The following is a 23942-nucleotide window of genomic DNA, read 5'->3' on the forward strand; positions in this document are numbered from 1 at the left end:
CTCAGGCCTTCGTACCGCCGACCGTCAAGCCATCGATCAGCAGCGACGGCTGGCCGACGCCGACCGGCACGCTCTGCCCGTCCTTGCCGCAGACGCCGACGCCTTCGTCCAGCGCGAGATCGTTGCCGATCATGCGCACCTTCTGCATCGTCTCCGGGCCATTGCCGATCAGCATCGCGCCCTTCACCGGCGCGGTGACCTTGCCGTCTTCGATCATGTAGGCCTCGGTCGCCGAGAACACGTACTTGCCCGACGTGATGTCGACCTGCCCGCCGCCGAAATTCACCGCGTACAGGCCGCGGTTGACGGAGCGGATCATTTCCTGCGGATCGTGCGGGCCGGCGAGCATGTAGGTGTTGGTCATGCGCGGCATGACGAGGTGCGCGAACGATTCGCGACGCCCATTACCCGTCGGCGCCATGCCCATCAGCCGCGCGTTGAGCGTGTCCTGCATGTAGCCGACGAGCACGCCGTCTTCGATCAGCGTCGTGCAGTTGGTCGGCGTGCCTTCGTCGTCGATGTTGAGCGAACCACGACGACCCGGCAGCGTGCCGTCGTCGACGATGGTGACGCCCGGCGACGCGACGCGCTGGCCGATGCGGCCCGCATACGTCGACGTGCCCTTGCGATTGAAGTCGCCTTCCAGGCCGTGACCGACGGCCTCGTGCAGAAGCACGCCCGGCCAGCCGCTGCCGAGCACCACGGGCATCACGCCGGCGGGTGCGTCGATCGCATCCAGATTCACCAGCGCCTGCCGCAACGCCTCGCGCGCGAGATGTTCGGGACGATCGCCTCCCAGCAATTCGGCGTAACCGAAGCGACCGCCACCGCCGGCATAACCCTGCTCGCGCCGACCGTTGTGTTCGACGATGACCTGCACGTTGAGTCGCACCAGCGGACGCACATCGGCCGCGAGAACACCGTCGCTGCGCGCGACGAGCACCGTATCGACGCCACCCGACAGGCTTACGGTCACCTGCTTCACGCGCGGATCCGCAGCGCGAAGCAGTCGGTCGAGACGACGCAGCGATTCGACTTTTTCCTCGTTCCCCAGCGCATCGATGGGATCGAACGCGGCATACAACTCGCGACCGCTGCCGCGCACGAGCGGGCGATCCTTCGATTGCATCTCACCGGCGACGGTGCCCTTGGCGATCGCACGTGCCGATGTCGATGCTTCGAGCAACGCCTTCGCATCGATCTCGTCCGAATACGCGAAGCCGGTCTTCTCGCCGCTGATCGCGCGCACGCCAACGCCCTGCTCGATCGAATGCGCGCCGTCCTTGACGATGCCGTCCTCCACCGTCCAGCTCTCGCGACGCGCGTGCTGGAAATACAGATCGCCGAAATCGATGCCGGGGCCGATCAACGCACCGAGCGCGCGATCGAGCGACGCGACGTCGAGGCCGGCGGGCACGAGAAGGCGGGATTCGGCGGTCGAAAGCGAAGTCGTCATCGGATTTCCATTGAAGAAGGACGCAGCCGCGCGCGGCACGTCCGGACTATATGCGGGCCGATGTGATCGGCCTCAACCGGCTGGTGGCAAGAGTGCCATCGCGCGCGTCTGGTCGCGCGTCATCACTTCGACCTTCGGGTCGGCCCATGGACCGGTGACGCGATACGTCTTCGCGCCGAGCTGGCCGAGAGGCTTCTGCATGACGGCACCCGCGGCCGCGCCGATCGCGGCGCCGACCGGGCCGCCCGCAAGCGCGCCAACCGCGGTCAGCAGGTTGGCGGATTTCGGGTGCACTTCGATCGTCTGGTCGAACGTCTGCGCACGCATGTTCGCGGCGCCGCGGATGCGGATGTCCGCGGCCGGGCCCTTGATGCCGAAGTCGTCGCTGCGTGCGAGGCCGTCTCCGAAACGTACGTTGCCGCCGATCTGGTTGAAGCTGAAACCCTTGTTGAAGAAGTCGCGGAAGTCGAGCGTAAGTCGACGCGGCAGTTCCGCGAGGCTCAACAGGCCAAGAACGCGGCCCGCACCGGGCTCGACCTCGAGCAGGCGGCCGTTGCGCACGTCGACCGCGAGCGTGCCCTGCAGGTTGCCGAGCGTGAAATCGGACGGCGCGCCGCTCCAACCGGCGTCGAAGTGCGCATCGCCCTTGCCGCCGCCGACGCGCCCACCCAGGCCGAAGCCATCGAGCAGCGCGCCGAAGTCGTCGCTGGATACGACAGCAGCGATGTGCGTGCGTGTCGCGTTGCCACGGCCTAGCCAGTCGCCGCTCGCGTCGATGCGCTGGCTACGGCTGCGTGCGGTGAACTGGTCTAGCTGCATGCCGGCTGCGGTGGCGTGCGAACGCAGTCGCGCGGTGCCGAGCGCGACGCTGCCGATGCGCAGGTCGTCGACGTCGATCGACAAGGGAGGAACCTTGGTTGGATCGATGCTGTTCGTCGACGCGAGTGGTGCGCGGACAGGCGCGGCGCGGCGTGCGGTAGGCGTCATCGGTGCCACGCGCGCGGCGCTGGAAGTCGTTGCGACCGCATTGGTCGACGTCGGCACCGGGCGCCAGTACACGCGACCGAAGCGACCGGTGATCGCGCCCGGCCCATCGGGCACTGTGACGCCACCGGCCAGCGTCGCGCCGTCCGCACGCACCGACAGCGCACCGCCCGCGATCGGCTGCACCTGCAGATGCGTTTCGCCGAATACGCCGCCGAGCATCGCGAGCCGCGGCGTGGTGACGTCGATGCGCTGCAGCGATAAACCGCCGCCCGAACCGCTACCGCCGCCACGCGCGAACGCGATCCAGTCGAGTGCGTCGAGCTGCGCGGCGCGACCTGTCGCGACGATGCCGGACGCAGGCGCTGCATCGTCGACCGTGCCGCTGCCGAGCACGACGCGAACGCCAGTGCGACCACCAACGGTGCGTGCGCGCACGCCGGCCAGCGAGCCGAGGCTGACCTTCACTTCGCCACTGCCCAGTGGAAGCGGCGTGTCCACGAACGTCGCGAGCGACTGCGACGCCGGCTTGTGCAGCGGCGCGGGCAGATCGAGCGACGTGCCCGCGAGGTTGCTGCGCAGTTGCAGGTGCGCGCTGCCGCCGGGCTTGGCGACGTCCTTCGGCACGACGACGCCGACCGTCCAGGCCGAGCGCCCCGCCACGTACGGCGCGAGCCATTCCATGTCGGACGCGCGCTTGAGCAGCTCGTCGATATCGAAGTTCGCGGCGACGTCGCCTTCGAACGCGTTCGCCGGTGCACGTACGTGGCCGTCGCCGGCACGCAGCGACAAGGCGCCGGGCTGGCCGTCGTGTCGCACGACGAGGTCGGTCGCAGTGAACCCGCGCAGGTCGTAGTTCGCACGGCCGTGCACGTCGTCGAAGCGCAGGTCCCAGCGGCGATCGGCCAGCGTCGCGCCATTGAGGTCGACCGTGCCCTTGATCGACATCGGCTCGGGGCGACCGAGCGGCATCGTCAAGCCGAAGTCGACGACGGCGGGGCCGCTCGCCGACAACGCGTCGATCGTCTCCGGCTGCAGCTTGCGCAGCCCGCTCGCGCGTACGACGTCGAGCAGTTGCGAGGTTTCGGTCGCGCCACGCGCTTGCACGGTGAGTGCGCCGTGCGAGTAGTCGTCGATCGACGCGTTGAGTGTCGGCAACGCGACGCGACCGATGCGCCCACTGCCTGCGATGTCGAAACCGGTGCCGTCGAACATCACGTCGGCATTGACGTCTTCGGCGGCGGGCCAGTCCGGCTGGAACTTCACCGTCGCGGCGACCACGCGGCCGCGCGCTTCGAAACTGCCTTCGTGATGACGGAACGGCCAGTCGTCGAGATCGCCGACCACCACCGCGCGACCCTGTTCGACGCGACCGCCAACCAGCGCGGTATCGAGCCACTGCACGACCTTCGGCGCCATCATGTTGCGCACCCAGAAGCGCTTGGCGACGGGCACCTGCGTGGTGCCGATGTCCGCCGCAATGTCGATGAAAGGACGCGTGCCGTCGCCCTGCCAAAGCAGGCCGCCGCGCACGTCCGCGGAATACCCCTGCCCCGCGATGTGTAGCGCACGCGTGCCGACGCGCCAGCCAGGGCCGTCGCGCCATACCGCGGCGCGGCCGGCGAGATGCACCACGTGAGCGGGCCCGAACGCCTGCGGCCACATGAAGCGGATCGCGCTGGCCGGATCGAAGTCGAGCTGCACGCCGTCGATGTCACCGCTGAGGTGACCGCCGATACCCTGCAACCCGGGCGCAGTACCGGCGCGCTGGAAACCGACCGATGCGAGCGTCGCATCGACATCGGTGCGGCCACTCGCACTGTGCACGTGCACGTCGTCGACAAGCCCGGCCGGTGTCGCCGCGCGGATCCAACGACGCGTGGCTTCCGGCAGTCGATCGGTCAACGCCGCGGCCTGCAACAGCGGCGCGACATCGACGCGCCGTGCGGCCAGTTCGAAGCGGCCACCGCCCGCAAGCGCGAGACCATCCAGCACCTGGCCCGAGCGGCCCTGCTGCACGCGCAGCGTCGGCAGCGTCACGTTCCACTTACCCGACTTGATGCGCCAGACGCCGAGCGCATCGACGTGATCGAAAACGACGCGCGGTACCGTGCCGTCGAGTTGCGCGCCTTCGAGCGTGACGCCCGCCAACTTGCCCTCACCCGTGACCTGCACCACACGTTCGTCGCGCAGTTCGGCCCACGCACGCGCGCTGCCCGCGCCGCCGGCGACATGCACGCCACCGGCATGCAGCACCGGCGCCCAGTCGCGCAGGTCGACGTGATCCGCGCCGACATACGCGCGGCCGTCGCCCGACCGGCGATCGAAATCCAGAACACCATCGATCGGCGCGCTTCCCGCGCGCATCCACGCCCGCACGCCGGCACGAACGCGCGCGCCGTCGACGCGCAGTCGCAGGTCAGCGCGCGGAATCGCGGTGTCGATGCCGTACGCGGGCGCGACGATCGCGAGGCGACCGTCGACGACGTGCAGTTCGCCGAGTCGATCGAGCGCACCAAACGGGTCCGCGTTGCTCTTGTCCTTCTGGCCCGGCAGGCCACGCACGTCCCACGTTCCGTCCGCTGCGCGCTCGAGCGTGAGGTCAAGTCCGCGCAGGCGCAGCTCGGTGAACGCATGACCGGGTAGAAGACCGAGATAGACCGACGCGAGAAGCTCCGCGTCACCGACCGCAACCGCGCCATCGCCTTCGCCGATGCGCAGGCCCTGCAGTTCGATCAGCGGGCCGACACGCGTCCAGTGCGTCTGCAGGCCGGTGAACGACACCGGCCGCTTGGTGCGATGTTCAAGCCACGCCTTGACCTGCGCGGGATGCCCCGCGAGCACCGGCAGCGCGAGGCTGACGATGCCGAGCAGCAGCGCGAAGCCGAGCACCGCGATCGCCGCCACGTAGCCGAGGCCGACGTGCGCCCGCTTGGCGTGGCGAAGGATCACGCCGCGCGCGACGCGATCACGCCGGCGTCAGAGCAGAACGACATCGAACTGCTCCTGCGAGTACTGCTCATCGGACTGGAAGCGGATCGACTTGCCGAGGAATTCCTCCAGCTCCGCGACGGCCGCCGACTCTTCGTCGGTAATGCGCGCGACGACTTTCGGCGACGCGATCACCAGCAGTCGCTGCGCATCGAACTGACGCACCTGGCGCACCACATCGCGGAAGATTTCGTAGGTCACGGTTTCCGGTGTCTTGAGCGAACCACGCCCGCTGCATTCATGGCACGGCTCGGAGAGCTGCCGCTGCAGGCTCTCGGTCGTGCGCTTGCGGGTCATCTCGACGAGACCCAGCGGGGAGAAGTCGTACACGGTCGTCTTGGCGTGGTCGCGGGCAAGTGCCTTCTCGAGCTGACGGAGCACCTGCCGCTTGTGCTCGGCATCCGTCATGTCGATGAAGTCGATGATGATGATGCCGCCTAGATTGCGCAGGCGAAGCTGACGCGCGACCGACTGGGCAGCCTCGAGATTGGTGCGGTACACCGTTTCCTCGAGATTGCGCTGACCGAGGAATGAACCCGTGTTCACATCGACCGTCGTCATCGCTTCCGTCTGGTCGATGACGAGGTAACCGCCCGATTTCAGCGGCACCTGCTTTTCCAGCGCGCGCTGGATCTCGTCCTCGACGCCGTACATGTCGAAGATCGGCCGCGCGCCGGCGTAATGCTCGATCTTCTCGTTGAGGCCCGGCATGTACTGCGCGGCGAATGCTTTCAGCCGGTCGCAGGTTTCGCGCGAATCGACCTTCACCTTTTCGACGTCGCGACGGAGAAGGTCGCGCACCGCACGCATCGGCAGTGACAGGTCTTCGTACACGCGTTCGCCGACCTTCGACGACGCCGAGCTTTCCTCGATCAGCGCCCACACGCGACCGAGATACGCGATGTCCTCGGCGATCGCTTCGTCCGGCTGGCCTTCCGCATTCGTGCGCACGATATAGCCGTGCTGCGCACCGGCCGGCGACTGCGACGACACGATGTGCTTGAGCCGTGCGCGTTCGACTTCGTCCTCGATGCGCGCCGACACGCCGACCACGCGCGTGCGCGGCAACAGCACGAGGTATCGCGACGGAATGCTGAGCTGCGTCGTCAGACGCGCGCCCTTGCTGCCGATCGGGTCCTTCACCACCTGCACGATGATGTCCTGACCATCGCGCAGCAGTTCGGTGATCGGACGCGTGGGTTGCGGCGGAGGTGGCAACGGCGTGTCGTCGCCGTTTGTCTCGGCTATCGGTGCGGGCTTGATGATGTCGCCTGCGTGCAGGAATGCCGCACGTTCGAGGCCGATGTCGATGAAGGCGGCCTGCATGCCCGGCATGATCCGCTGCACGCGTCCCTTGTAGACATTGCCGACGACGCCGCGTCGCCAACCGCGCTCGATGTGCAACTCCTGCAGCATGCCGTTCTCGACGACGGCCACGCGGGTTTCGCGCGGCGTGACGTTGACCAGGATCTCCTCGGTCATGCCGCCGCACCTGCGAATGCGTCGATGCCGAACTCGGCGAGCAGTTTCGATGTTTCGTGCACCGGCAACCCCATTACGCCCGAATAGCTGCCGTCGAGACGGGTGACGAACGCTTCCGCACGCCCCTGGATTGCGTATGCACCCGCCTTGCCCGCCCATTCCCCACAGGCGATGTAACCGTCGAGCTGGGCGGGCGTGAGCGCTGCGAACGTGACGTCGGACACACTGATCGCCTGCGCTTCGCGGTCTGCGGAGATGATCCATACCACGCTGATGACCTGGTGCGTACGTCCGGACAGTCGCGTCAGCATGTGCACGGCATCATCGGCATCGACGGGCTTGCCGAAGACGTCGTCGTCGAGCACCACTTCGGTGTCGGCCGCGAGCACCAGTGCGCCGGGCACGCTGGCGACGGTCAGCAGGCCGGCGCCCGCCTTTTCGCGCGATACGCGTCGCACATAATCGAACGCACCTTCGCCCGGCTGGCGGACTTCGGGAATGTCGATGTCGAGTACACGTGGATCGATGCCGAGGCGACCGAGAAGCTCGCGACGGCGCGGGGATTTGGAGGCGAGATAGAGCATCGCTCGAAGAATAACCCGCCGCCTGTAACGGCGATCCTGAACCTTCGGCATCGTGTCGCGACCCCGCGACGTCTCACCGGCCGTTCACTCCAACGTACCGACCCTGCCCCCCAACCGGAGTTCCCATGTCCCCGATTCGTCCGCTCGTCCGTCCACTCGCCCTCGCCGCCGCGCTTGCCTTCGGGAGCCTCGCCATGACCGTCGATGCGCAGACCGCGCCCGTCTCCGTGCCGATGGTCGCGTCCGACAGCACACTGCTGTCCGTCGCCGCGCAGGCCGAAGCACGTCGCGCACCGGACATCGCGACGGTGTCGGCGGGCGTTGTCACGCAGGCGGTCGACGCCAACACCGCGCTGCGCGAAAACGCGGATCGCATGGCGAAGGTTGTTGCGGCGATTCGCGCCGCGGGCGTCGCTGATCGCGACGTACAGACCGCCGGCGTCAACCTCAATCCGCAGTACCGCTACGCCGAGAACCAGCCGCCCGCAATCACCGGCTACCAGGCGACGAACAACGTCAATGTCGTCGTGCGTGACATCGCCAAGCTCGGCAAGATCCTCGACGCGCTGGTCGCGACCGGTGCGAACCAGATCAACGGCCCGACGTTCGACATCGACCAGAAGGATCCCGTGTACGACGAAGCGCGCCGAGATGCGCTCAGCAAGGCGCAGCAGCGCGCCGAGATGTACGCGAAGACGCTCGGCATGCGCGTGCGCCGCATCGTGAGCATCGACGAGAGCGGCGGCGCGAGCATTCCGCGCCCGATGCCGATGATGGCGATGGCGAAGATGGCCCGCGACGAATCCACGCCGATTTCGCCTGGCGAGAACGTGCTTTCGGTCAACCTCAACGTCGTGTTCGAACTCGGAAAATGACCATGACGACGCCCGACATCCCGCGCGGCCGCGATACCGCCGCCGTCTCCGACCCGCGCCCCGGTGCGAACCCGGGCTATGCGGAGAACCAGCCGCGCGACAAGGCCGACGCGCGAGACCCGCGCACCGGCAAGGTGCCGAATCCGGAAGCCGGCGGCTTGAACCGACCGCAGGGCGACGACCCGAAGCCGGCGTCGGAATAACGCGACTGTTTTGCGACGAAGAAGCCCGCCTTGCGCGGACTTTTTCTTTGTCCGTGGTGGAGACGCGGGATGGATCGCGGGTCGCGACACCCCCCAGTCCATGCGCGTTTTTCGCGTGCAGAAGACGCCGCTGCTGGCCCGCCCGATAGGCGCGCGAAAATTTTTCTATCGGACTCAACCCCACTGCATCCGCAGGCTCGTTTGTATCGGCACCGACCACCGAGGAGCCGGCCATGCAGACGATCCAAGCACCCCGCGTCCAGCTCGATCCCACCCGCATCGCATCGATCAGCGGTGCGATCGCGGTCAACGGACTGGTTCTGTTGCTGTTGCTGGCGCCGATGTCGCCGGTCATGCGCGCGGTCCGCGATGCAGCACCTGAAGTGATCTTCATCGTGCCCAAGCATCGGGAAAACCCCACACCGCCGAAGCCGGATCCGAAACCTGTCCCCGTCACCGTAACGCCGCCGACGCCGACGGTTCACTCGCAGCCGCACCCAGTCGAACTGCCACCAGTAGCCTTCAACGACGCTCAGCCCGGCGACGTCGCCATGCCGGCGGACACGGGTGACAAGGGCGTGCCGGGCGGCAGCGACATCGTGACCCCGCCCGACGACGGCAAACCGCTCGCCGGCGGGCATCTCGAATACGCCAGCAACCCGGCGCCCGCGTATCCCTCATCGTCGCTGCGGGCGCAGGAACAGGGCACGGTGATGCTGGAGGTGCTGGTCGACGTCGACGGCAAGCCTATCGAGGTCAAGATCGCGCGCAGCAGCGGTTCGCGTGCACTGGATCTCGCGGCACGGCGCGCGGTGCTGTCGAGCTGGACGTTCCGCCCGGCGATGCGCGACGGGCATGCCGTGCAGGCGATCGGCATGGTGCCGGTCGAATTCCACCTTGACTGATGCAAAACGCGAACCCGCATCCCCTTCGGGGGGTGCGGGTTTCGCGCGTCAGGCGCGGTGGTAAGGGTGATTCGCGAGCAGCGCGGCTGCGCGATAGAGCTGCTCGGCGACCACCAACCGGACGATCATGTGCGGCAGCGTCAGCGGCCCCAGCGACCACGACTCGTCAGCGCGCTGCAGCACCTCCGGCGGATGACCTTCCGGCCCGCCGATCAGGAATGCGAGGTCACGTCCCTGCCCGCGCCAATGCTCGAGCCGCTGCGCGAGTTGCTCGGAGCTGTAGCCACGACCGCGGCCATCGAGCGTCACCACCCACGCATTGCGCGGGATCGCCCCCATCACCCGCGCGCCCTCGTCGGACTGCGCGCGCGCTGCATCGCGGCCCTTGCCACGCATGCCGGGCTCGACCTCGACGAGATCGAACGGCAGCGAATGCGAAAGACGCTTGCGGTATTCGGCGAAACCTTCCACAACCCAGCCGGGCGCGCGCTCGCCGACGGCGATCAGGCGCGCCTTCATGCGCGATGCGTCAGAGCGACGGGTTCGGTCGACGCTCGACGTCGAACTCGTCCGCGTCGTCTTCGAAGCTCAGCGGTTCTTCGTCGGGAATCGACTTGCCGCCGAGGTGACCGTGCGCAAGATCGTCCATGCGATCCGGCGGCTCGTCGCCGACCGTCCACAGGCGTTCGAGCGCGTAGAACTCGCGGACGCGCGGCAGCATGACGTGCACGATGACGTCGCCGAGATCGACCAGCACCCATTCGGCCTCGCGCTCGCCTTCCACACCCAGCGGCATGACGTCGAGTCGCTGCTTCGAGAACTTCACCACTTCGTCGGCGATTGACTTGACGTGACGCGTCGACGTGCCGGACGCGACCACCATGTAGTCGGTGACCGAACTCTTGCCGCGGACGTCGATCTCGACCACGTCGCGCGCCTTCAACTCTTCGACCGCATCGCGCACGGTGCGGAGCAGGTCATCCACCGACGGTGGCGGGTTCGGCAGGCGGGTCTTGATGACGTGGGCTTCGGTACTCAAGTGGCGCGGCTCCGGGTCGGTGTGGAACAAGTATAGGGACTAGGCTGGAAGTGCCGGTGCATACAGCCGGTGACGGTCGATGTACGCGGCGACGGGCGGCGGAACCTGCGTGCGCCATGTCGCGTCGCCGCTGGCAACTCGTGCGCGGATATCGGTCGACGATTCGGTGCGCGGCGGATCCATCGGCAGCAGTGCCAGGCCGCCTGCCGGTGAGTCGAGCAACGCCGGAAGCGGCTGCAGGCGCGCTTCGATCATCTGCGCGAGTTCCGCGTCGATACCCGCGAAACCCGTAGGATCCAGCGAAAAACCGGGCCGCCCTGCCGCGAGGATGTGCGCGACATTGAACAGCTCGCGCCAGCGATGCCAGCGATGCAACTGCGCGACCGAATCGGCGCCGATGACCCAGACGATCGGCGTGCCGTCGCCGGTTTCGCGACGCACTTCGCGCAGCGTGTCGATGCTGTAGGACGGCGTGTCGCGCGACAGTTCGCGTCGGTCCACGCGCAGGCCGCGTTCGCCCGCCGCGGCGAGCGCGACCATGCGCGAACGATGCGCGGCGTCGGCGTGCGTCGCGTTTTTGTGCGGTGGATCAGCAGCGGGAACCAGCTTTACCTCGACGCCCAGTGCATCGCGAACCGCGCATGCGACGGCGACGTGGCCACGGTGGATCGGGTCGAAGGTGCCGCCGTAGCCGACCCAGGCGCGCATCGTCACCCGGCGGCCAGCAGCCGCGTCGCGCCACGCTCCGACAGCGCGACCATCAGGCGTTCCAGCGCGACCCATGCATCGCCGGGCGCGCGGCCTTTGGCGATGCGATCGACCAGCCCGGCCTGCACCAGCATTGCTTCCCATGCCGCGGGCGAATGCCGCTGCAGTGCACGTCGATACATCGGCTGTTTCGCGTCCCACACGCGCTGCGCCTTGAACGCAGCGACGAGGTTGCCGCCCTTTGCGTTGACCTGCGCAAGCGCGGCGCCACGCTGCAGTTCCATCACGATCATGCCGAGCAGCGCCGGCACCGCATCGCCCTCCGCGCGCAGGCCGGCGATGATGCGAACGACCTGCGCGGACTGGCCGTTCATCGCCGCGTCGATGAGTCGGAACACGTCGTAGCGCGATGCGTCGGCGACCAGCGACTGCAGCGTCTCGAGCGTCAGTGGTCGACCACCGCGCGGCGCGTCGGGCGCGTCGCGAAACAGCAGCGCGAGTTTCTCCATCTCCTGCGCCGCAGCGAGCAGGTTGCCCTCGACGCGCTCGGCCAGATGCAGCACCGCGTCTCGATCCGGCGAAAAACCACGCGCCCGGAGGCGGCGGTCGATCCAGCCCGGCAGTTCGTGCAACTTCACCGGCCAGGCGACGGCAACGCGACCAACGCGATCGATCGCCTGGCTCCAGTCGCCACCGTGGCTGCGGCTCCAGTCCTCGCACGTCACCAACAGCACGACGTCCGCAGGTGGCGTCGCGCAGAACTCGGTGATGACCTTCGCGCCTTCCTTGCCCGGCTTGCCGGTCGGCAGGCGCAGTTCGATCAAGCGCCGCGACGCGAACAGGCTGGGCGCGTTGAACGACGCGGACATGCCGTCCCAGTCGGGCTCGCGCTGGCCGGCGCCCGCTTCGAAGACTTCACGCTCCGCAATGCCGTCGCGACGCGCGGCGGCGCGCACGGCGTCGGCGGCTTCGAGGACGAGAAGCGGTTCGGCGCCCGCGATCAGGTAGGCCGGCTTGAGCGGCCCGGACTCGAGCTGGGCGACCAGCTGTTCGGGCGAGAGATCCACGTTTCGGAGATCAGCCGCCGGAGCTGGCGCCGGTCTGGTCAGCCGGGTTCGGCGTCACGGTCGGTGCGGGCACCGGCTGCAGCGACTTGACCGGCACACCGAGCTTCAGCACCGCTTCGATGCGACGAAGCATCGAGAACGCCATCTCGCGACGGAGTTCCTTCGCCAGCGTCTCGCGCTCGCCTTCGGAGCCGATCGCATTGGTGGGGTTCGACACGTAGTCGCGCGACAGCTCGATCGTCTGACGCGGCACCACGACGTTTCCGGCCGAATCGCGCAACTCGAAGATCACCGCGTACCGCAGGCTGAACTCCTGCGAGCGACCGAGCGCGTCGACGCTGATCGGCGTATCGCCCCACTGCTCGGCGAGGATGTCGAGAATTGCGCCGTCGCCGCCTTCGCGAACCACGGTGAGTCCCGCGCGCTCGATCGACTGCGCAATCGATTCCGCCAGCGGGCTGTATCGATCGGCGGACACCACCCGAAGCGGGCTCAGTTCGGCCGGAATCGCGACGCGTTCGCGCAGATGGAAACCGCAGCCCGTCAGGGCGAGGACAAGGACGGCGGACACGAGGCGTCGGATCATGCGGGGAGTCTGGACGAGGCGGCGGCGGGCGGCAATAGCGGCAGGTCGCGCGTCCACGTGGCGTGCACGTGGACGCGAGCGATCAGCCGGCGACGATGTTGACGATCTTCCCCGGCACGACGATGACCTTGCGCACCGTCTGGCCTTCGAGGAATTTCGCGACGCCCGGCTCGGCGAGCGCCGCAGCTTCCACCGCTTCGCGCGGCGCATTCACCGCCGCCTCGATCGTGCCGCGCAGCTTGCCGTTGACCTGCACCGCGAGCGTCACCGCGTCGCGCACCAGCGCCGACGGGTCGGCCTGCGGGAACGGCACGTCCTCGAGCAGCGTTTCCGGATGACCCAGCGCCTGCCACAAGGCGTGGCAGACATGCGGCGTCACCGGATTGAGCAGCAGCACCATCGTCTGCAGCGCTTCGTGGCGCACGGCGCGGCCCTGGTCGCTGATGTCGTCGAACTTCGACACGGCGTTGAGCAGCTCCATCAGCGACGCGATCGCGGTGTTGAACGCGTGGCGACGGCCGTAGTCGTCGCCGACCTTCTGGATCGTCTCGTGCAGCTGGCGGCGCAACGTCTTCTGCGCGACGTTGAGCTGCGACGCGTCGACTTCCGGATGGTCCGGCTGCGATACGTGGGTGATTACCTCGCGCCAGAAACGGCGCAGGAAACGCGCCATGCCTTCGACGCCGGCTTCGTTCCATTCCAGCGACTGCTCGGGTGGCGCGGCGAACATGGAGAACAGGCGCACCGTGTCGGCCCCGTACTTGCCGACCATCGTCTGCGGATCGACGCCGTTGTTCTTCGACTTCGACATCTTCTCGGTGCCGCCGATCTGCACGCGGCCGCCGTCGACCTTGCTGTGCGCGCCGATGATCTTGCCGCGCTCGTCGCGATCGATCTCGACGTCGGCCGGGTTGATCCAGTCCTTCGCGCCGTTGTCGAGCTCGCGATAGAACGTGTCGGCGATCACCATGCCCTGCGTGAGCAAATTCGTCGCCGGCTCGTCGCCGTTGACGAGGCCCGCATCGCGCAGCAGGCGGTGATAGAAGCGGAAATACAGCAGGTGCAGGATCGCGTGCTCGATGCCGCCGATGTACTGGTCGACCGGCAGCCAGTACTTCGCGCGTTCGTCGACCTGCGTTTCCGCGCCCGGCGACGTGTAACGCGCGTAGTACCAGCTCGACTCCATGAAGGTGTCGAAGGTGTCGGTCTCGCGCTCGGCCGCCGCGCCGCAGTTCGGGCACGTGGTCTTGCGCCAGTCCGGGTCGGACTTGATCGGGGAGGCGACGCCGCTGAATGCGACGTCTTCCGGCAGCACGACCGGCAACTGCTCTTCGGGCACCGGCACGGCGCCGCACGAATTGCAGTAGATGACCGGGATCGGGCAGCCCCAGTAACGCTGGCGGCTCACGCCCCAGTCGCGCAGGCGGAAATTGACGCGACGACGCCCGTGACCTTCGGCTTCGAGACGCTTCGCGAGGTATTCGAAGGCTTCCGAATACTCCATGCCGTCGAGGTCGTCGGAATTGACGATCCAGCCCTTCTCGGTCCATGCGCCTGTATCGAGGATGCCGCGCTCGAATGCGTCGACGACTTCCACGGCCGCGCGCGTTTCGTACGGATCGGTCGCGCCGGATTCGCCGAGCGCGACGGTCATGGGATCGTCGTGGCGAACCAGGTGCTTGGCGGCTTCGAAGATCGCATCACGCACTTCAGTCGGCGCGATGACCATGCGGATCGGCAGGTCGTAGGCCTTCGCGAACGCCCAGTCGCGCTCGTCGTGGCCGGGTACGCCCATCACCGCGCCGGTGCCGTAATTCATCAGCACGAAGTTGGCGACGAATACCGGCAGCTCTTCGCCGCTGAGCGGATGCACGGCGCGCAGGCCGGTATCCATGCCGCGCTTTTCCTGCGTTTCGAGTTCGGCTTCGGAGACGCCGCCACGTCGCAGATCAGCGATGAACGCGGCGAGGTCGCCGTTCGACTCCGCAGCTTCCATCGCGAGCGGATGTTCCGCCGCGATGGAAACAAACGTTACGCCCATCAGCGTGTCCGGGCGCGTGGTGAACACGGTCAGCGGTTCGACCGCCGCGCCACGCGCATCGCGCACGTCGAAGCGGATTTCCAGGCCTTCGGAACGACCGATCCAGTTGCGCTGCATGGTCTTGACCGCATCCGGCCAGCCCGGCAACGTGTCGAGGCCGTCGAGCAGTTCCTGCGCGTAGTCGGTGATCTTGAGGAACCACTGCGGGATCTCGCGCTTCTCCACCACCGCGCCGGTACGCCAGCCGCGGCCGTCGATCACCTGCTCGTTGGCGAGCACGGTCTGGTCGACCGGGTCCCAGTTCACGACCGAATTCTTGCGGTACGCCAAGCCCTGCTTCATCAGCCGCACGAACATGCGCTGCTCGTGGACGTAGTAATCCGGGCGGCAGGTGGCGAACTCGCGCGACCAGTCGATCGCGTAGCCCATCTGCCGCAGCTGCGCGCGCATGTGCTCGATGTTGGCGTAGGTCCACTTCGCCGGCGCGGTGTTGTTCTTGATCGCCGCGTTCTCGGCCGGCAGGCCGAAGGCGTCCCAGCCCATCGGCTGCATGACGTTGTGGCCGGTCATGCGCTTGTAGCGGCTGATCACGTCGCCGATCGTGTAGTTGCGCACGTGGCCCATGTGCAGCGCGCCCGACGGGTACGGCAGCATCGACAGGGAGTAGTACTTGGGCTTCTCCGAGGTCTCGACGACCTCGAAGGCGCGGGTCCGGTCCCAGAACGACTGCGCGGACGACTCGACGGAGCCGGGCTCGTAGGCGCGCGGCTCGGAGCCGGAAAGTGTGACGTCGTTCGCGTTGGGGGAGGACACGGGTGCAGTCCGGAAACGGGCGGGCGGTCGAAAAGCCTATCGCAGTGCACAAACGGCCGTCACGCCGACGGTCCGTTGGCGCGGCCGCGGCATGCCGCTTGCTAGGGTGGCGACAGACCCGACGCGCCTACCTGAATGCCGCTCAGCACGCTTCGAACCGATCGACGCCGTTTCCCGGTGCTCGCCGCCCTTCTGGCGGCGCTGCTGGCCGTGACGGGCGTGATGCTCTGGGGCATCCGCTCGTTCAACGCCAGCACGCAATGGGTCAGCCATACCTATCAGGTGCTCGCGCAGATCGAGTCGGTGCGGTCCGCGCTCGATGCCACCGAGTCGGCCGCGCGCGGGTACCGCCTCGCCGGCGACGAGCGCCTCCAGGCCGAATATGTCGGTAACCGGCCGCAGCCGATCTCGAGCGCTGACGCGTTGGCGCGGCTGGTCGAAGACAACCCGGCGCAGGAGCGCCGCGCGCTGGCACTTCGCGCGCTCGTGGCGCGACGCCTCGTCGAGGTCGAGCGAAGCGTGACCCTTCACCAGACCGGCTCGGCGCAGGCGGCCAACCACGTGATGGTCGAAAGCGGAATCCCGACCAACGAAGCGGTTGATCAGGCCACTGCCGAGATGGCGCGCGTCGAGCGACGCCTGCTGGAGGAGCGAACCGCGGCCAGCAGCCGGGACTCGGTCCGCCTGACGCTGTTCGTCGTGATCGGCATGCTGCTGTCGGTCACGATGCTGGGCGTGCTGCTGGCGATGATCGGTCGCGAAACGCGGCGGTCCAGCAAGCATGCAAGCGAAGCGCGAACGGCGCTGGCCACGCTCGAAGCGTCGATCGAACAGCGCGAGCGGCTCGCCGAGCAGCGTCGCGTACTGGGCGCGTTCGCCGGCCTGCTGCACAGCTGCCAGAACGTCGAGGAAGCGCTCGACGTCGCCGGCAATGCGCTGTCGCAACTCGTGCCGAACGGCGCGGGCGTCTGCTATTCGATGCGCGCATCGCAGAACCTGCTGGAGCTGCGTCCGCTCTTCGGCACGCACGGCACCGAATATCCCGACGCGATGCGGCCGGACCAATGCTGGGCGCTGCGACGCGGAAGCCCGCACGCGTTCGATCCGTCGCGCCCGATGGCGCGTTGCGAACATCTGGAGGAGCTGACGCCGGATCAGGCGTGTGGCGTCTGCATGCCGCTCGCATCGCAGGGCATGACGCTCGGCTTACTGCACGTCAGCACGCGTCTCGGCGTACAACTCAGCGACCTCGAGCGCGCGGCGGTCGAATCCGTCGCGGAGCATCTCGGCGTCGTGCTCTACAGCCTGGAACTGCGCGAAAGCCTGCGCGTGCAGTCGCTGCGCGATCCGCTGACCGGGCTGTACAACCGCCGCTATCTCGAAGAAAGCCTGCCGCGCGAGATGGAACGCTGCGAGCGCCGCGCGCGCCCGCTGTCGGTGCTGATGATCGACGTCGATTACTTCAAGCGATTCAACGACGAGCACGGCCACGGCGCCGGCGATGCACTGCTGACCAAGATCGGCCAGGTGCTTGCGGCGGTAACACGCGGCGAGGATATCGCCTGCCGTTACGGTGGCGAGGAATTCACCATCGTCATGCCGGAAGCCGGGCTCGAGCAGGCCGCGATGCGCGCCGAGCAGATCCGCCTGGCGATCGCGGAAGCATCGATCACCTACATGCGCCGCGAACTCGGGCCGGTCACGGCGTCGATCGGTGTGCACGAACTGCAGGTCGGTATGGACACGCCGGAAACGCTGCTCGCCACCGCCGACCGCGCGCTTTACGCGGCGAAGGCGCAGGGTCGCAATCGCGTGCTGCGGTCGTCGCTGCCCTCTTCGCGTGGCGACGCCCTGCCCGACAGCCGCCGCGCGTGATTCAATCGCCGGCCGCAGCGCGCGTCGGGCCATTCGTTCGACATTCGGCCCGACGTCCTGATCTCCGGAACTACATCCGCATGCCCAGCCGCCCTTCCCTTCGCCGACTCGCCTCGACCGCCGCGCAGGCGTCCGCATGACCGGCGAATGGGTCGGCTATGCGGCCGCGGTACTGACCACGTCGTCCTTCATCCCACAGGCGATCAAGACGATCCGCACGCGCGACACCAGCGGCATTTCGCTGGGGATGTACGTCGTGTTTACGGTCGGGGTCGCGTGCTGGTTCTTCTACGGCATCGTGCTGATGTCGTGGCCGATGATCGTGTCGAACCTGCTTACGCTGGGCCTGTCGGCGACGATCCTGGTACTGAAGCTGCGCCACGGTTAGGCGGCGCGCACAGCACCGTCGCGGCGAACCACGCACCGAACGCGACGCGCTGCGACAGCCCGACGGGAAGCAGGCCCGGCAACACGAGCGCGAATGCCAGCGTCACCAACGCGCAACCGGCCACCATCCAGCTCCGCCGCGCTTGCCGCGTTCCACGCATGCCGACCGCTAGCATCAACGCGCCGGCGACGAACGCGACCCACCAGACCGTCCATGTCGCCGCGTGCAGCCGGCTGGCGGTTGCGAGCAGGTCGGTGGAATCCAGCGGCAGCAGCCCGAGCGCGGCGAACGCCATCGCCGCGAGGGTCAATGCCTGCACTCCCAAGCGCGCGATGAAGCGCGTATCCGCCATTCGTGCGCGCAGCGCCTGAGTCGCGAACGCCGCGAGCAGCCCCGGCACGACGAACGCAAACACGTTGAACGCGAGCGCATGATCGACGCCGCTCCCACCCAGCGCGGCGACCGGATGCCGCAGCTGCGAGAACCCGTCGTGCATCACGCCGAAACCGGCGACCGACACGGCGAAAAGGACGGCCGCGGCGATCGCGGCGGCGAGCGGAAGGCTGACGTGTCGTTGCATGGACCCATGCTAGCGTGCGCGCCTTGCGGAGACCGGGGCACGTCCCCATCTCCCGTGCACTTCCAGGAGCCGCCATGACCGCCGACGCGAATCCGCACGTCTTCGACGCCACCGCCGACAGCTTCCAGGACACCGTGCTGCAGCGCTCGCTGCAGGTGCCGGTGCTGGTCGATTTCTGGGCCGAATGGTGCGGCCCGTGCAAGACGCTCGGCCCGGTGCTGGAAAAGCTCGCCGCCGAATACAACGGCGCGTTCCTGCTGGCGAAGGTCGACGTCGACAAGGAACAGCAGCTCGCCGCCGCGTTCCAGGTGCGCTCGATCCCGACCGTCTACCTCGTCAAGGATGGCCAGCTTGCCGACGGCTTCCCGGGCGTGATTCCGGAAGGCACGCTGCGCGAATTCCTGAAGACGCACGGCATCGAGCCGCTGGCCGCGACGACGGCACCGGAAGTGGTCGAGGACGCGCCGGCGATCGACCCGCACGCCGAGGTCGTTCGCCTGCGTGGCGAAGTGGCGGGCAAGCCCGAAGACGACGCACTCAAGCTCGACCTCGCGCTCGCGCTGCTGGCCACCGGCGCGACGCCCGAAGCGGAGCAGCTGCTGGACGCCCTGCCCGCCAACCTCGCCACGGACGACCGCACCGAGCGCGCCCGCGCGCACCTGCGCCTGCTCGCCGCGGCGAGCAACGCGCCTCCGGCCGACGTGCTGGAAGCCGTCATTGCCGCCGACCCGGCCGACCTGCGCGCACGTCACCTGCTTGCGGTGCAACGCGTGCTCGGCGGCCGCGAAGAAGACGGCCTCGAACACCTGATCGAAATGCTCCGCCGCGATCGCCAGTACGAAGAAGGCCTTGCGCGACGCACGCTCATCGATGCGTTCCGGATCGTCCCCGACGAGGATCTCGTCGGCCGCTACCGCCGCAGGATGTCATCGCTGCTCTTCTGAGCCGCGACGCATCGCCCGAAGCCGAAAAGCCCGTCGCCGGGCGTCCAGCGGAACCGCACCTTGAACCCGCAGAACATCCGTGCCGGCGCGTTGCGGCATGCGCTCAACATCTGGCCGCCGTTCCTCGCGACCGGCATCCATGTTACCCATCTCGCGGACGACTTCCGCCATGCGCGCGTCGAGCTGCGCCTGCGCCCGTGGAACCGCAACGCGGTCGGCACGCATTTCGGCGGCAGCCTGTTCGCCATGACCGACCCGTTCTGGATGCTGCTGGTCATGCGCAATGTCGGGCGTGACTACTTCGTCTGGGACCGTTCCGGCGCCATCGATTTCGACCGCCCCGGTCGCGGCATCGTGCATGCCGACTTCCACCTCGACGACGCCACGCTGGACGACATCCGCACGCAGACCGCCGACGGCGCCAAGCACCTGCGCTGGTTCGAGACGCCCGTCATCGACGCCGACGGCCACACCGTCGCGCGCGTGCGCAAACAGCTCTACGTGCGGCGCAAGCCGGGCCGCTGATCACGTTTCCGCCGGAATCCGGCCTTCGCGCCGCGCGTCCGGCCCTATATGCTCGGGCCGGCATGGACGAGCAAATGCCCGCCGACGCCAACGTCGAGACACTCCCGCAGATCGCCGGGTACCGCCTGCTGCGCCGCCTCGGCCAGGGCGGCATGTCGACCGTCTACCTCGCCGATCAGATCGCACTGGGGCGCGAAGTCGCGATCAAGGTCATGGCGCCGCAGGCGCTGGCCGACGAGGTGAGCCGACGCCGCTTCGAGAACGAGGTCCGCACGATCGCGCGCCTCGAGCATCCGCACATCGTCCGCATCCACGAGCTCGGCCGCACGAAGGACGGGCTGCCCTACTACTCGATGCCGCACCTCGCGCGCGGGCACCTGGGCGACGTCGATTTCACCCGCGACGAAGCCGGCGCCGTCGAGATCGCGACCGCGCTGCTCGCTGCGCTCGAGTACGCCCATTCGCGCGGCGTCGTGCATCGCGACGTCAAACCCGAAAACGTCCTGTTCGACGACGCCGGTCGCCCGCTGCTGGCGGATTTCGGCATCGCGCTGCGACGCGGTTTCGGCCCGCGCGTCACCACCGCCGGGCTCGCCGTCGGCAGCACCGCGTACATGGCGCCCGAGCAGGCACGTGGCGAGGATGTCGACGGTCGCGCCGATCTCTACAGCCTCGGCGTCGTGCTGTGGGAAATGCTGGCCGGCCGACTTCCGTACGAAGCCGGTGACGCGCTGTCCATGGCGATCGCGCACGCGCAGCAGCCCATTCCGAAACTGCCTGCGCACCTGCGTCACTGGCAGCGCTTCATGTATCGCGCCCTGTCGAAGTCCGCCGACTCGCGTTTCCAGACCGCCGCCGAAATGCGCGACGCCATGCTCGCGGTGCGCCCGCCGCGCTGGCTGCCGGCATGGGATCGCGCGCGGGACGTCGTGACGAGCCCGGCCGTGCGCTGGGGCGCTGCAGCCGTCGCGCTCGCACTGGTGACGTGGGGCATCGCATCGATCTGGCCACGCGGCGGTAGCGATGGCTTCTTCCATGCATCGAATCCCACGCATTCGACGCAGGCCAGCACGGCCGCGCCGGACCCCACCGACAGCATGTTGGAGCCACTGCCCGGCGCCGACGTCGAGATGGCGGTGTCGCGCGCACGCACGCAGATCGCGCGCAATGCATTGACCGCGCCCGACGGCGACAACGCGCTCGCTACGGTCATGGCCGCGTGGAACGACAATCCGACCGACGCGCGCGTGCAGGCGGTCGTCGGCGAAGTCGCGACGGCAATCCGCACGCGCATGGCCACTGCCGTCCGCACGAACGACGACGTCCGCGCACGCGACCTGTCCGGGCATCTCGACGAACTCGCGCGTGCGCTCGGCCCGCATCCGGAAGCGATCACCGCGACACCTGACGTGCAGAAAGCGCTGCGTACGCGCTTCGACGACGCGCTGAAGCACAACGATCGCAAGCGCGCACAGCAGTCACTGGTGCTCGCGCGCGACCTGCGCCTCGCACCGACGGAACTCGCGCGCTGGACGCGCGAGGCGAACAACATCGAAGGCGCGCCGCGCACGGTCGTCGGCGATGAAGTCGCGGACCTCGGTCGCGGCAGCGTGTCCGATCGCCCCGTCACCCGCGCCGAGTACCAGCGCTTCGTCGAGGCGACTCATCGCCCGCCGTCGCTGTGTCGCGAGCGCGCGTCGCTGTTGCGCGTGTTCTCGCCGCGCAGCTGGCAGTCGCCCGGCTTCGCGCAGGGTGCGAACGATCCCGTGGTCTGCGTGTCGCTGCAGGATGCGGAGGCGTATGCGAACTGGCTGAGCAATCAGGCCGGCGGCCATTTCCGCCTGCCCTCGTCGTCCGAATCGTCCCGCGTGTCGGCGGATGTCGGCAGCCGCGCGGTGAGCCTGTGGCTACGTGACTGCGGCAGCAGCTGCGTACAGCGCACGGTGACCGCACATTCCTGGCGCGGCCGCACCGCGCAGGAAGCACTCGCCGCCAATCGCGGTTACGACGACGTCGGCTTCCGTCTGATGCGCGAGCGCTGACCGCGCCGCCTACAATCGCCGCATGGGCAAAACCAACCTGCAGCGACTCTTCCTCACCGGCCTGCTCACCCTGTTGCCGATCTGGCTGACGTGGGTGGTCGTCAAGTTCGTGTTCGTGCTGCTGTCGGACATCAGCCGACCGCTGATCAGGCCGGGCCTGCAGGGCATCGCCGACGGTAATCCGACGTTCGCATGGGTCGCCGCGCCGTGGGTGCAGAACGGTCTCGCGTTGCTCGCAACGATCGCGGTGATCCTGATGTCGGGAATGATGGCCCGACGCGTCTTCGGCCAGCGCCTGCTGCGCTGGTTCGAGGCGCTGATCAAGCGCATTCCGTTCGCGAACATCATCTACGGCAGCGCGCGGCAGTTGCTCGACATCCTGCAGACGAAACCGGACGGCACGCAGCGCGTGGTGCTGGTCGATTTTCCGAATGCGCACATGAAATCGATCGGCTTCGTCACGCGTGTCCTGCGCGAACAGGGCACGGGTCGCGAACTCGCCGCGGTGTACGTGCCGACGACGCCGAATCCGACCTCCGGTTACCTCGAAATCGTTCCGATCGAAAAGATCACGCCGACGGACTGGACGGTCGACCAGGCGATGAGCTTCATCATTTCCGGCGGCGCCGTATCGCCGGAAACGATTCCCTTCAGCGCACCGGCCAAGGACGACTGATGAAACGCGCATTCCTCGCATTGCTGGCCTTTGCGCTGGCGCCCGCATTCGCCGCGCAGCCGAAACTCGTCGCGCAGCGCGTTGCGCTGGCCGACGGCTCGTCGTTCCAGTTGCGCATTCCGGCGGGTTACCGGCTCGACCCGGTGCTGCAGGGCCTGCACCGCGTGCGCTTCTTCGCGCGGGATCCGCGCGGTCGGCTGCTCGTCACCGACATGCACGACCTTACCGACAACCGCAAAGGCCAGGTGCTGATGCTGGGCCAGGCGGACGCGGCGACGGGACGTTTCGCAGCGCCGACGGTGATGCTCGACGGCTTGCGCAACCCGAACAGCATCGCGTTCCACACCGATGCGAAGTCGCGCACGTGGCTCTACCTCGCGCTCACTCAGGCGCTGCTGCGTTATCCGTACGACGTCGCGACGGGTCGCATTTCCGGCGCGCCAGAAACCCTCGCCACGTTTCCCGATTACGGCCTCAGCTACAAGTACGGCGGCTGGCATCTGACGCGCACCGTGCTGGTCGAGCCGGACGGCACCGCGCTCGTTTCCGTCGGCAGCAGTTGCAATGCCTGCATCGAGAAGGAAGCCGTGCGCGCGAGCATCGTCGCGATCGGTCCCGATGGAAAGCAGCGCACCATCGCGCGTGGCCTGCGCAATGCGGTCGGGCTGGTGCGCGACGGCGACGCGCTGATCGCCACGAACCAGGGCGCGGACCACCTCGGCCTCAATCGTCCCGACGAAACGATGTACCGCATCGTCGACGGAATGGATGCGGGCTGGCCGTATTGCTACAGCGCAGCGGGCCGCGTTACGGCTGATCCGAAGTTCCCGCGCGCCGCCGGCTGCGCACATGTCGCGACGCCGTTCGCGCACTTCCCCGCGCACGCCTCGGCGCTCGGCGTGCTGCCGATGCCCGCAAGCCGCGATGCATCGGACGTACTCGCCAACCATTACATCGTTGCGCTGCACGGCTCCACCAATGAACGCATCGGCCACGGCTACGTGCTGGTGCGCGTGAGCCGCGACGGCCGCACGGTCGAACCGCTGATCACCGGTTTCCTCGAAGGCACCAAGGTCAACGGCCGCCCCGCCGGCCTGATCGACGACGGCAACGGCGCGCTCTATTTCAGCGACGACCGCAAGGGCGTCGTCTACCACCTGCGGAAAGCCCGATGAGCG

20 protein-coding genes and 1 pseudogene are annotated in these 23942 nt (G+C 68.0%); 10 read left to right on the top strand and 11 right to left on the bottom strand.

Annotated features, from left to right (window positions below; genetic code table 11):
- Window position 1: 1 nt before the first annotated feature.
- The 4 genes from tldD to ACVWWW_RS10955 form a co-directional block, all read right to left on the bottom strand.
- Entirely contained in the window at window positions 2–1456 is a 1455-nt protein-coding gene (gene tldD / locus ACVWWW_RS10940) for a metalloprotease TldD (protein WP_027083521.1), read from the bottom strand.
- Between the two features lie 72 nt (window positions 1457–1528).
- Complete coding sequence (locus tag ACVWWW_RS10945; RefSeq protein ID WP_051235310.1) at window positions 1529–5392, bottom strand: YhdP family protein; 3864 nt, start codon at window positions 5390–5392, stop codon at window positions 1529–1531.
- Window positions 5393–5419: 27 nt separating this feature from the next.
- On the bottom strand, window positions 5420–6913 hold the full coding sequence (rng, locus tag ACVWWW_RS10950) for a ribonuclease G (RefSeq protein WP_027083520.1): 1494 nt from the start codon (window positions 6911–6913) through the stop codon (window positions 5420–5422).
- Window positions 6910–7497, bottom strand: coding sequence for a Maf family nucleotide pyrophosphatase (locus ACVWWW_RS10955; protein WP_027083519.1), 588 nt, complete (start codon window positions 7495–7497; stop codon window positions 6910–6912). Before ACVWWW_RS10955 ends, rng begins: the two co-directional genes overlap by 4 nt.
- Window positions 7498–7631: 134 nt before the next feature.
- Here ACVWWW_RS10955 and ACVWWW_RS10960 point away from each other — a divergent pair, with 134 nt between their 5' ends.
- From ACVWWW_RS10960 to ACVWWW_RS10970, 3 genes are all read left to right on the top strand, one after another.
- Window positions 7632–8372 carry an SIMPL domain-containing protein gene (locus ACVWWW_RS10960; protein WP_027083518.1) on the top strand — a complete coding sequence of 247 codons (741 nt, stop codon included), beginning with the start codon at window positions 7632–7634 and terminating at the stop codon, window positions 8370–8372.
- A gap of 2 nt (window positions 8373–8374) precedes the next feature.
- On the top strand, window positions 8375–8575 hold the full coding sequence (locus ACVWWW_RS10965; RefSeq protein WP_155914363.1) for a hypothetical protein: 201 nt from the start codon (window positions 8375–8377) through the stop codon (window positions 8573–8575).
- A gap of 233 nt (window positions 8576–8808) precedes the next feature.
- Entirely contained in the window at window positions 8809–9480 is a 672-nt protein-coding gene (locus tag ACVWWW_RS10970) for an energy transducer TonB (protein WP_036142108.1), read from the top strand.
- A 48-nt stretch (window positions 9481–9528) separates the two neighbouring features.
- Here ACVWWW_RS10970 and rlmH read toward each other — a convergent pair whose 3' ends face one another.
- The 6 genes and pseudogenes from rlmH to leuS all read right to left on the bottom strand — a co-directional run bounded on the left by rlmH (window position 9529) and on the right by leuS (window position 15734).
- Window positions 9529–9999: a 23S rRNA (pseudouridine(1915)-N(3))-methyltransferase RlmH gene (gene rlmH / locus ACVWWW_RS10975; protein WP_027083515.1), complete on the bottom strand. Its 471-nt coding sequence runs from the start codon at window positions 9997–9999 to the stop codon at window positions 9529–9531.
- A gap of 121 nt (window positions 10000–10120) precedes the next feature.
- Window positions 10121–10519: pseudogene (gene rsfS, locus ACVWWW_RS10980) on the bottom strand (ribosome silencing factor); the annotation flags it as partial.
- A gap of 39 nt (window positions 10520–10558) precedes the next feature.
- Entirely contained in the window at window positions 10559–11227 is a 669-nt protein-coding gene (nadD, locus tag ACVWWW_RS10985) for a nicotinate-nucleotide adenylyltransferase (protein ID WP_036142877.1), read from the bottom strand.
- A gap of 2 nt (window positions 11228–11229) precedes the next feature.
- The gene (gene holA, locus ACVWWW_RS10990) at window positions 11230–12294 is read right to left on the bottom strand and encodes a DNA polymerase III subunit delta (RefSeq protein ID WP_027083513.1); all 1065 of its coding nucleotides are present in this window, start codon (window positions 12292–12294) and stop codon (window positions 11230–11232) included.
- Between the two features lie 10 nt (window positions 12295–12304).
- Window positions 12305–12880: an LPS assembly lipoprotein LptE gene (locus ACVWWW_RS10995; protein WP_051235308.1), complete on the bottom strand. Its 576-nt coding sequence runs from the start codon at window positions 12878–12880 to the stop codon at window positions 12305–12307.
- Window positions 12881–12962: 82 nt separating this feature from the next.
- Complete coding sequence (gene leuS, locus ACVWWW_RS11000; RefSeq protein ID WP_036142105.1) at window positions 12963–15734, bottom strand: leucine--tRNA ligase; 2772 nt, start codon at window positions 15732–15734, stop codon at window positions 12963–12965.
- 135 nt (window positions 15735–15869) lie between these two features.
- On the opposite strand from leuS, the gene ACVWWW_RS11005 reads away from it, so the two are divergent.
- Together ACVWWW_RS11005 and ACVWWW_RS11010 are read left to right on the top strand one after the other, a co-directional pair.
- A complete protein-coding gene (locus tag ACVWWW_RS11005; protein ID WP_051235306.1) occupies window positions 15870–17609 on the top strand; it encodes a diguanylate cyclase in 1740 nt (579 codons plus the stop codon).
- 136 nt (window positions 17610–17745) lie between these two features.
- A complete protein-coding gene (locus tag ACVWWW_RS11010) occupies window positions 17746–17997 on the top strand; it encodes a SemiSWEET transporter (RefSeq protein ID WP_027083512.1) in 252 nt (83 codons plus the stop codon).
- Here the strand turns inward: ACVWWW_RS11010 and ACVWWW_RS11015 are convergent.
- Window positions 17945–18577, bottom strand: coding sequence for a DUF998 domain-containing protein (locus ACVWWW_RS11015; protein ID WP_051235304.1), 633 nt, complete (start codon window positions 18575–18577; stop codon window positions 17945–17947). The two genes, ACVWWW_RS11010 and ACVWWW_RS11015, sit on opposite strands and share 53 nt — an antisense overlap.
- Window positions 18578–18651: 74 nt before the next feature.
- Here ACVWWW_RS11015 and trxA point away from each other — a divergent pair, with 74 nt between their 5' ends.
- The 5 genes from trxA to ACVWWW_RS11040 all read left to right on the top strand — a co-directional run bounded on the left by trxA (window position 18652) and on the right by ACVWWW_RS11040 (window position 23939).
- Window positions 18652–19521, top strand: coding sequence for a thioredoxin (trxA, locus tag ACVWWW_RS11020; RefSeq protein ID WP_027083511.1), 870 nt, complete (start codon window positions 18652–18654; stop codon window positions 19519–19521).
- Between the two features lie 75 nt (window positions 19522–19596).
- A complete protein-coding gene (locus ACVWWW_RS11025; protein ID WP_027083510.1) occupies window positions 19597–20046 on the top strand; it encodes a DUF4442 domain-containing protein in 450 nt (149 codons plus the stop codon).
- A 74-nt stretch (window positions 20047–20120) separates the two neighbouring features.
- Window positions 20121–22088 carry a bifunctional serine/threonine-protein kinase/formylglycine-generating enzyme family protein gene (locus tag ACVWWW_RS11030; RefSeq protein ID WP_196804384.1) on the top strand — a complete coding sequence of 656 codons (1968 nt, stop codon included), beginning with the start codon at window positions 20121–20123 and terminating at the stop codon, window positions 22086–22088.
- Window positions 22089–22110: 22 nt separating this feature from the next.
- A complete protein-coding gene (locus tag ACVWWW_RS11035) occupies window positions 22111–22764 on the top strand; it encodes a DUF502 domain-containing protein (RefSeq protein ID WP_027083508.1) in 654 nt (217 codons plus the stop codon).
- Window positions 22764–23939 carry an SMP-30/gluconolactonase/LRE family protein gene (locus ACVWWW_RS11040; RefSeq protein ID WP_027083507.1) on the top strand — a complete coding sequence of 392 codons (1176 nt, stop codon included), beginning with the start codon at window positions 22764–22766 and terminating at the stop codon, window positions 23937–23939. The genes ACVWWW_RS11035 and ACVWWW_RS11040 overlap by 1 nt, the downstream gene beginning before the upstream one ends.
- Window positions 23940–23942 lie beyond the last annotated feature (3 nt).

Source organism: Lysobacter sp. HA18, from assembly GCF_054057595.1.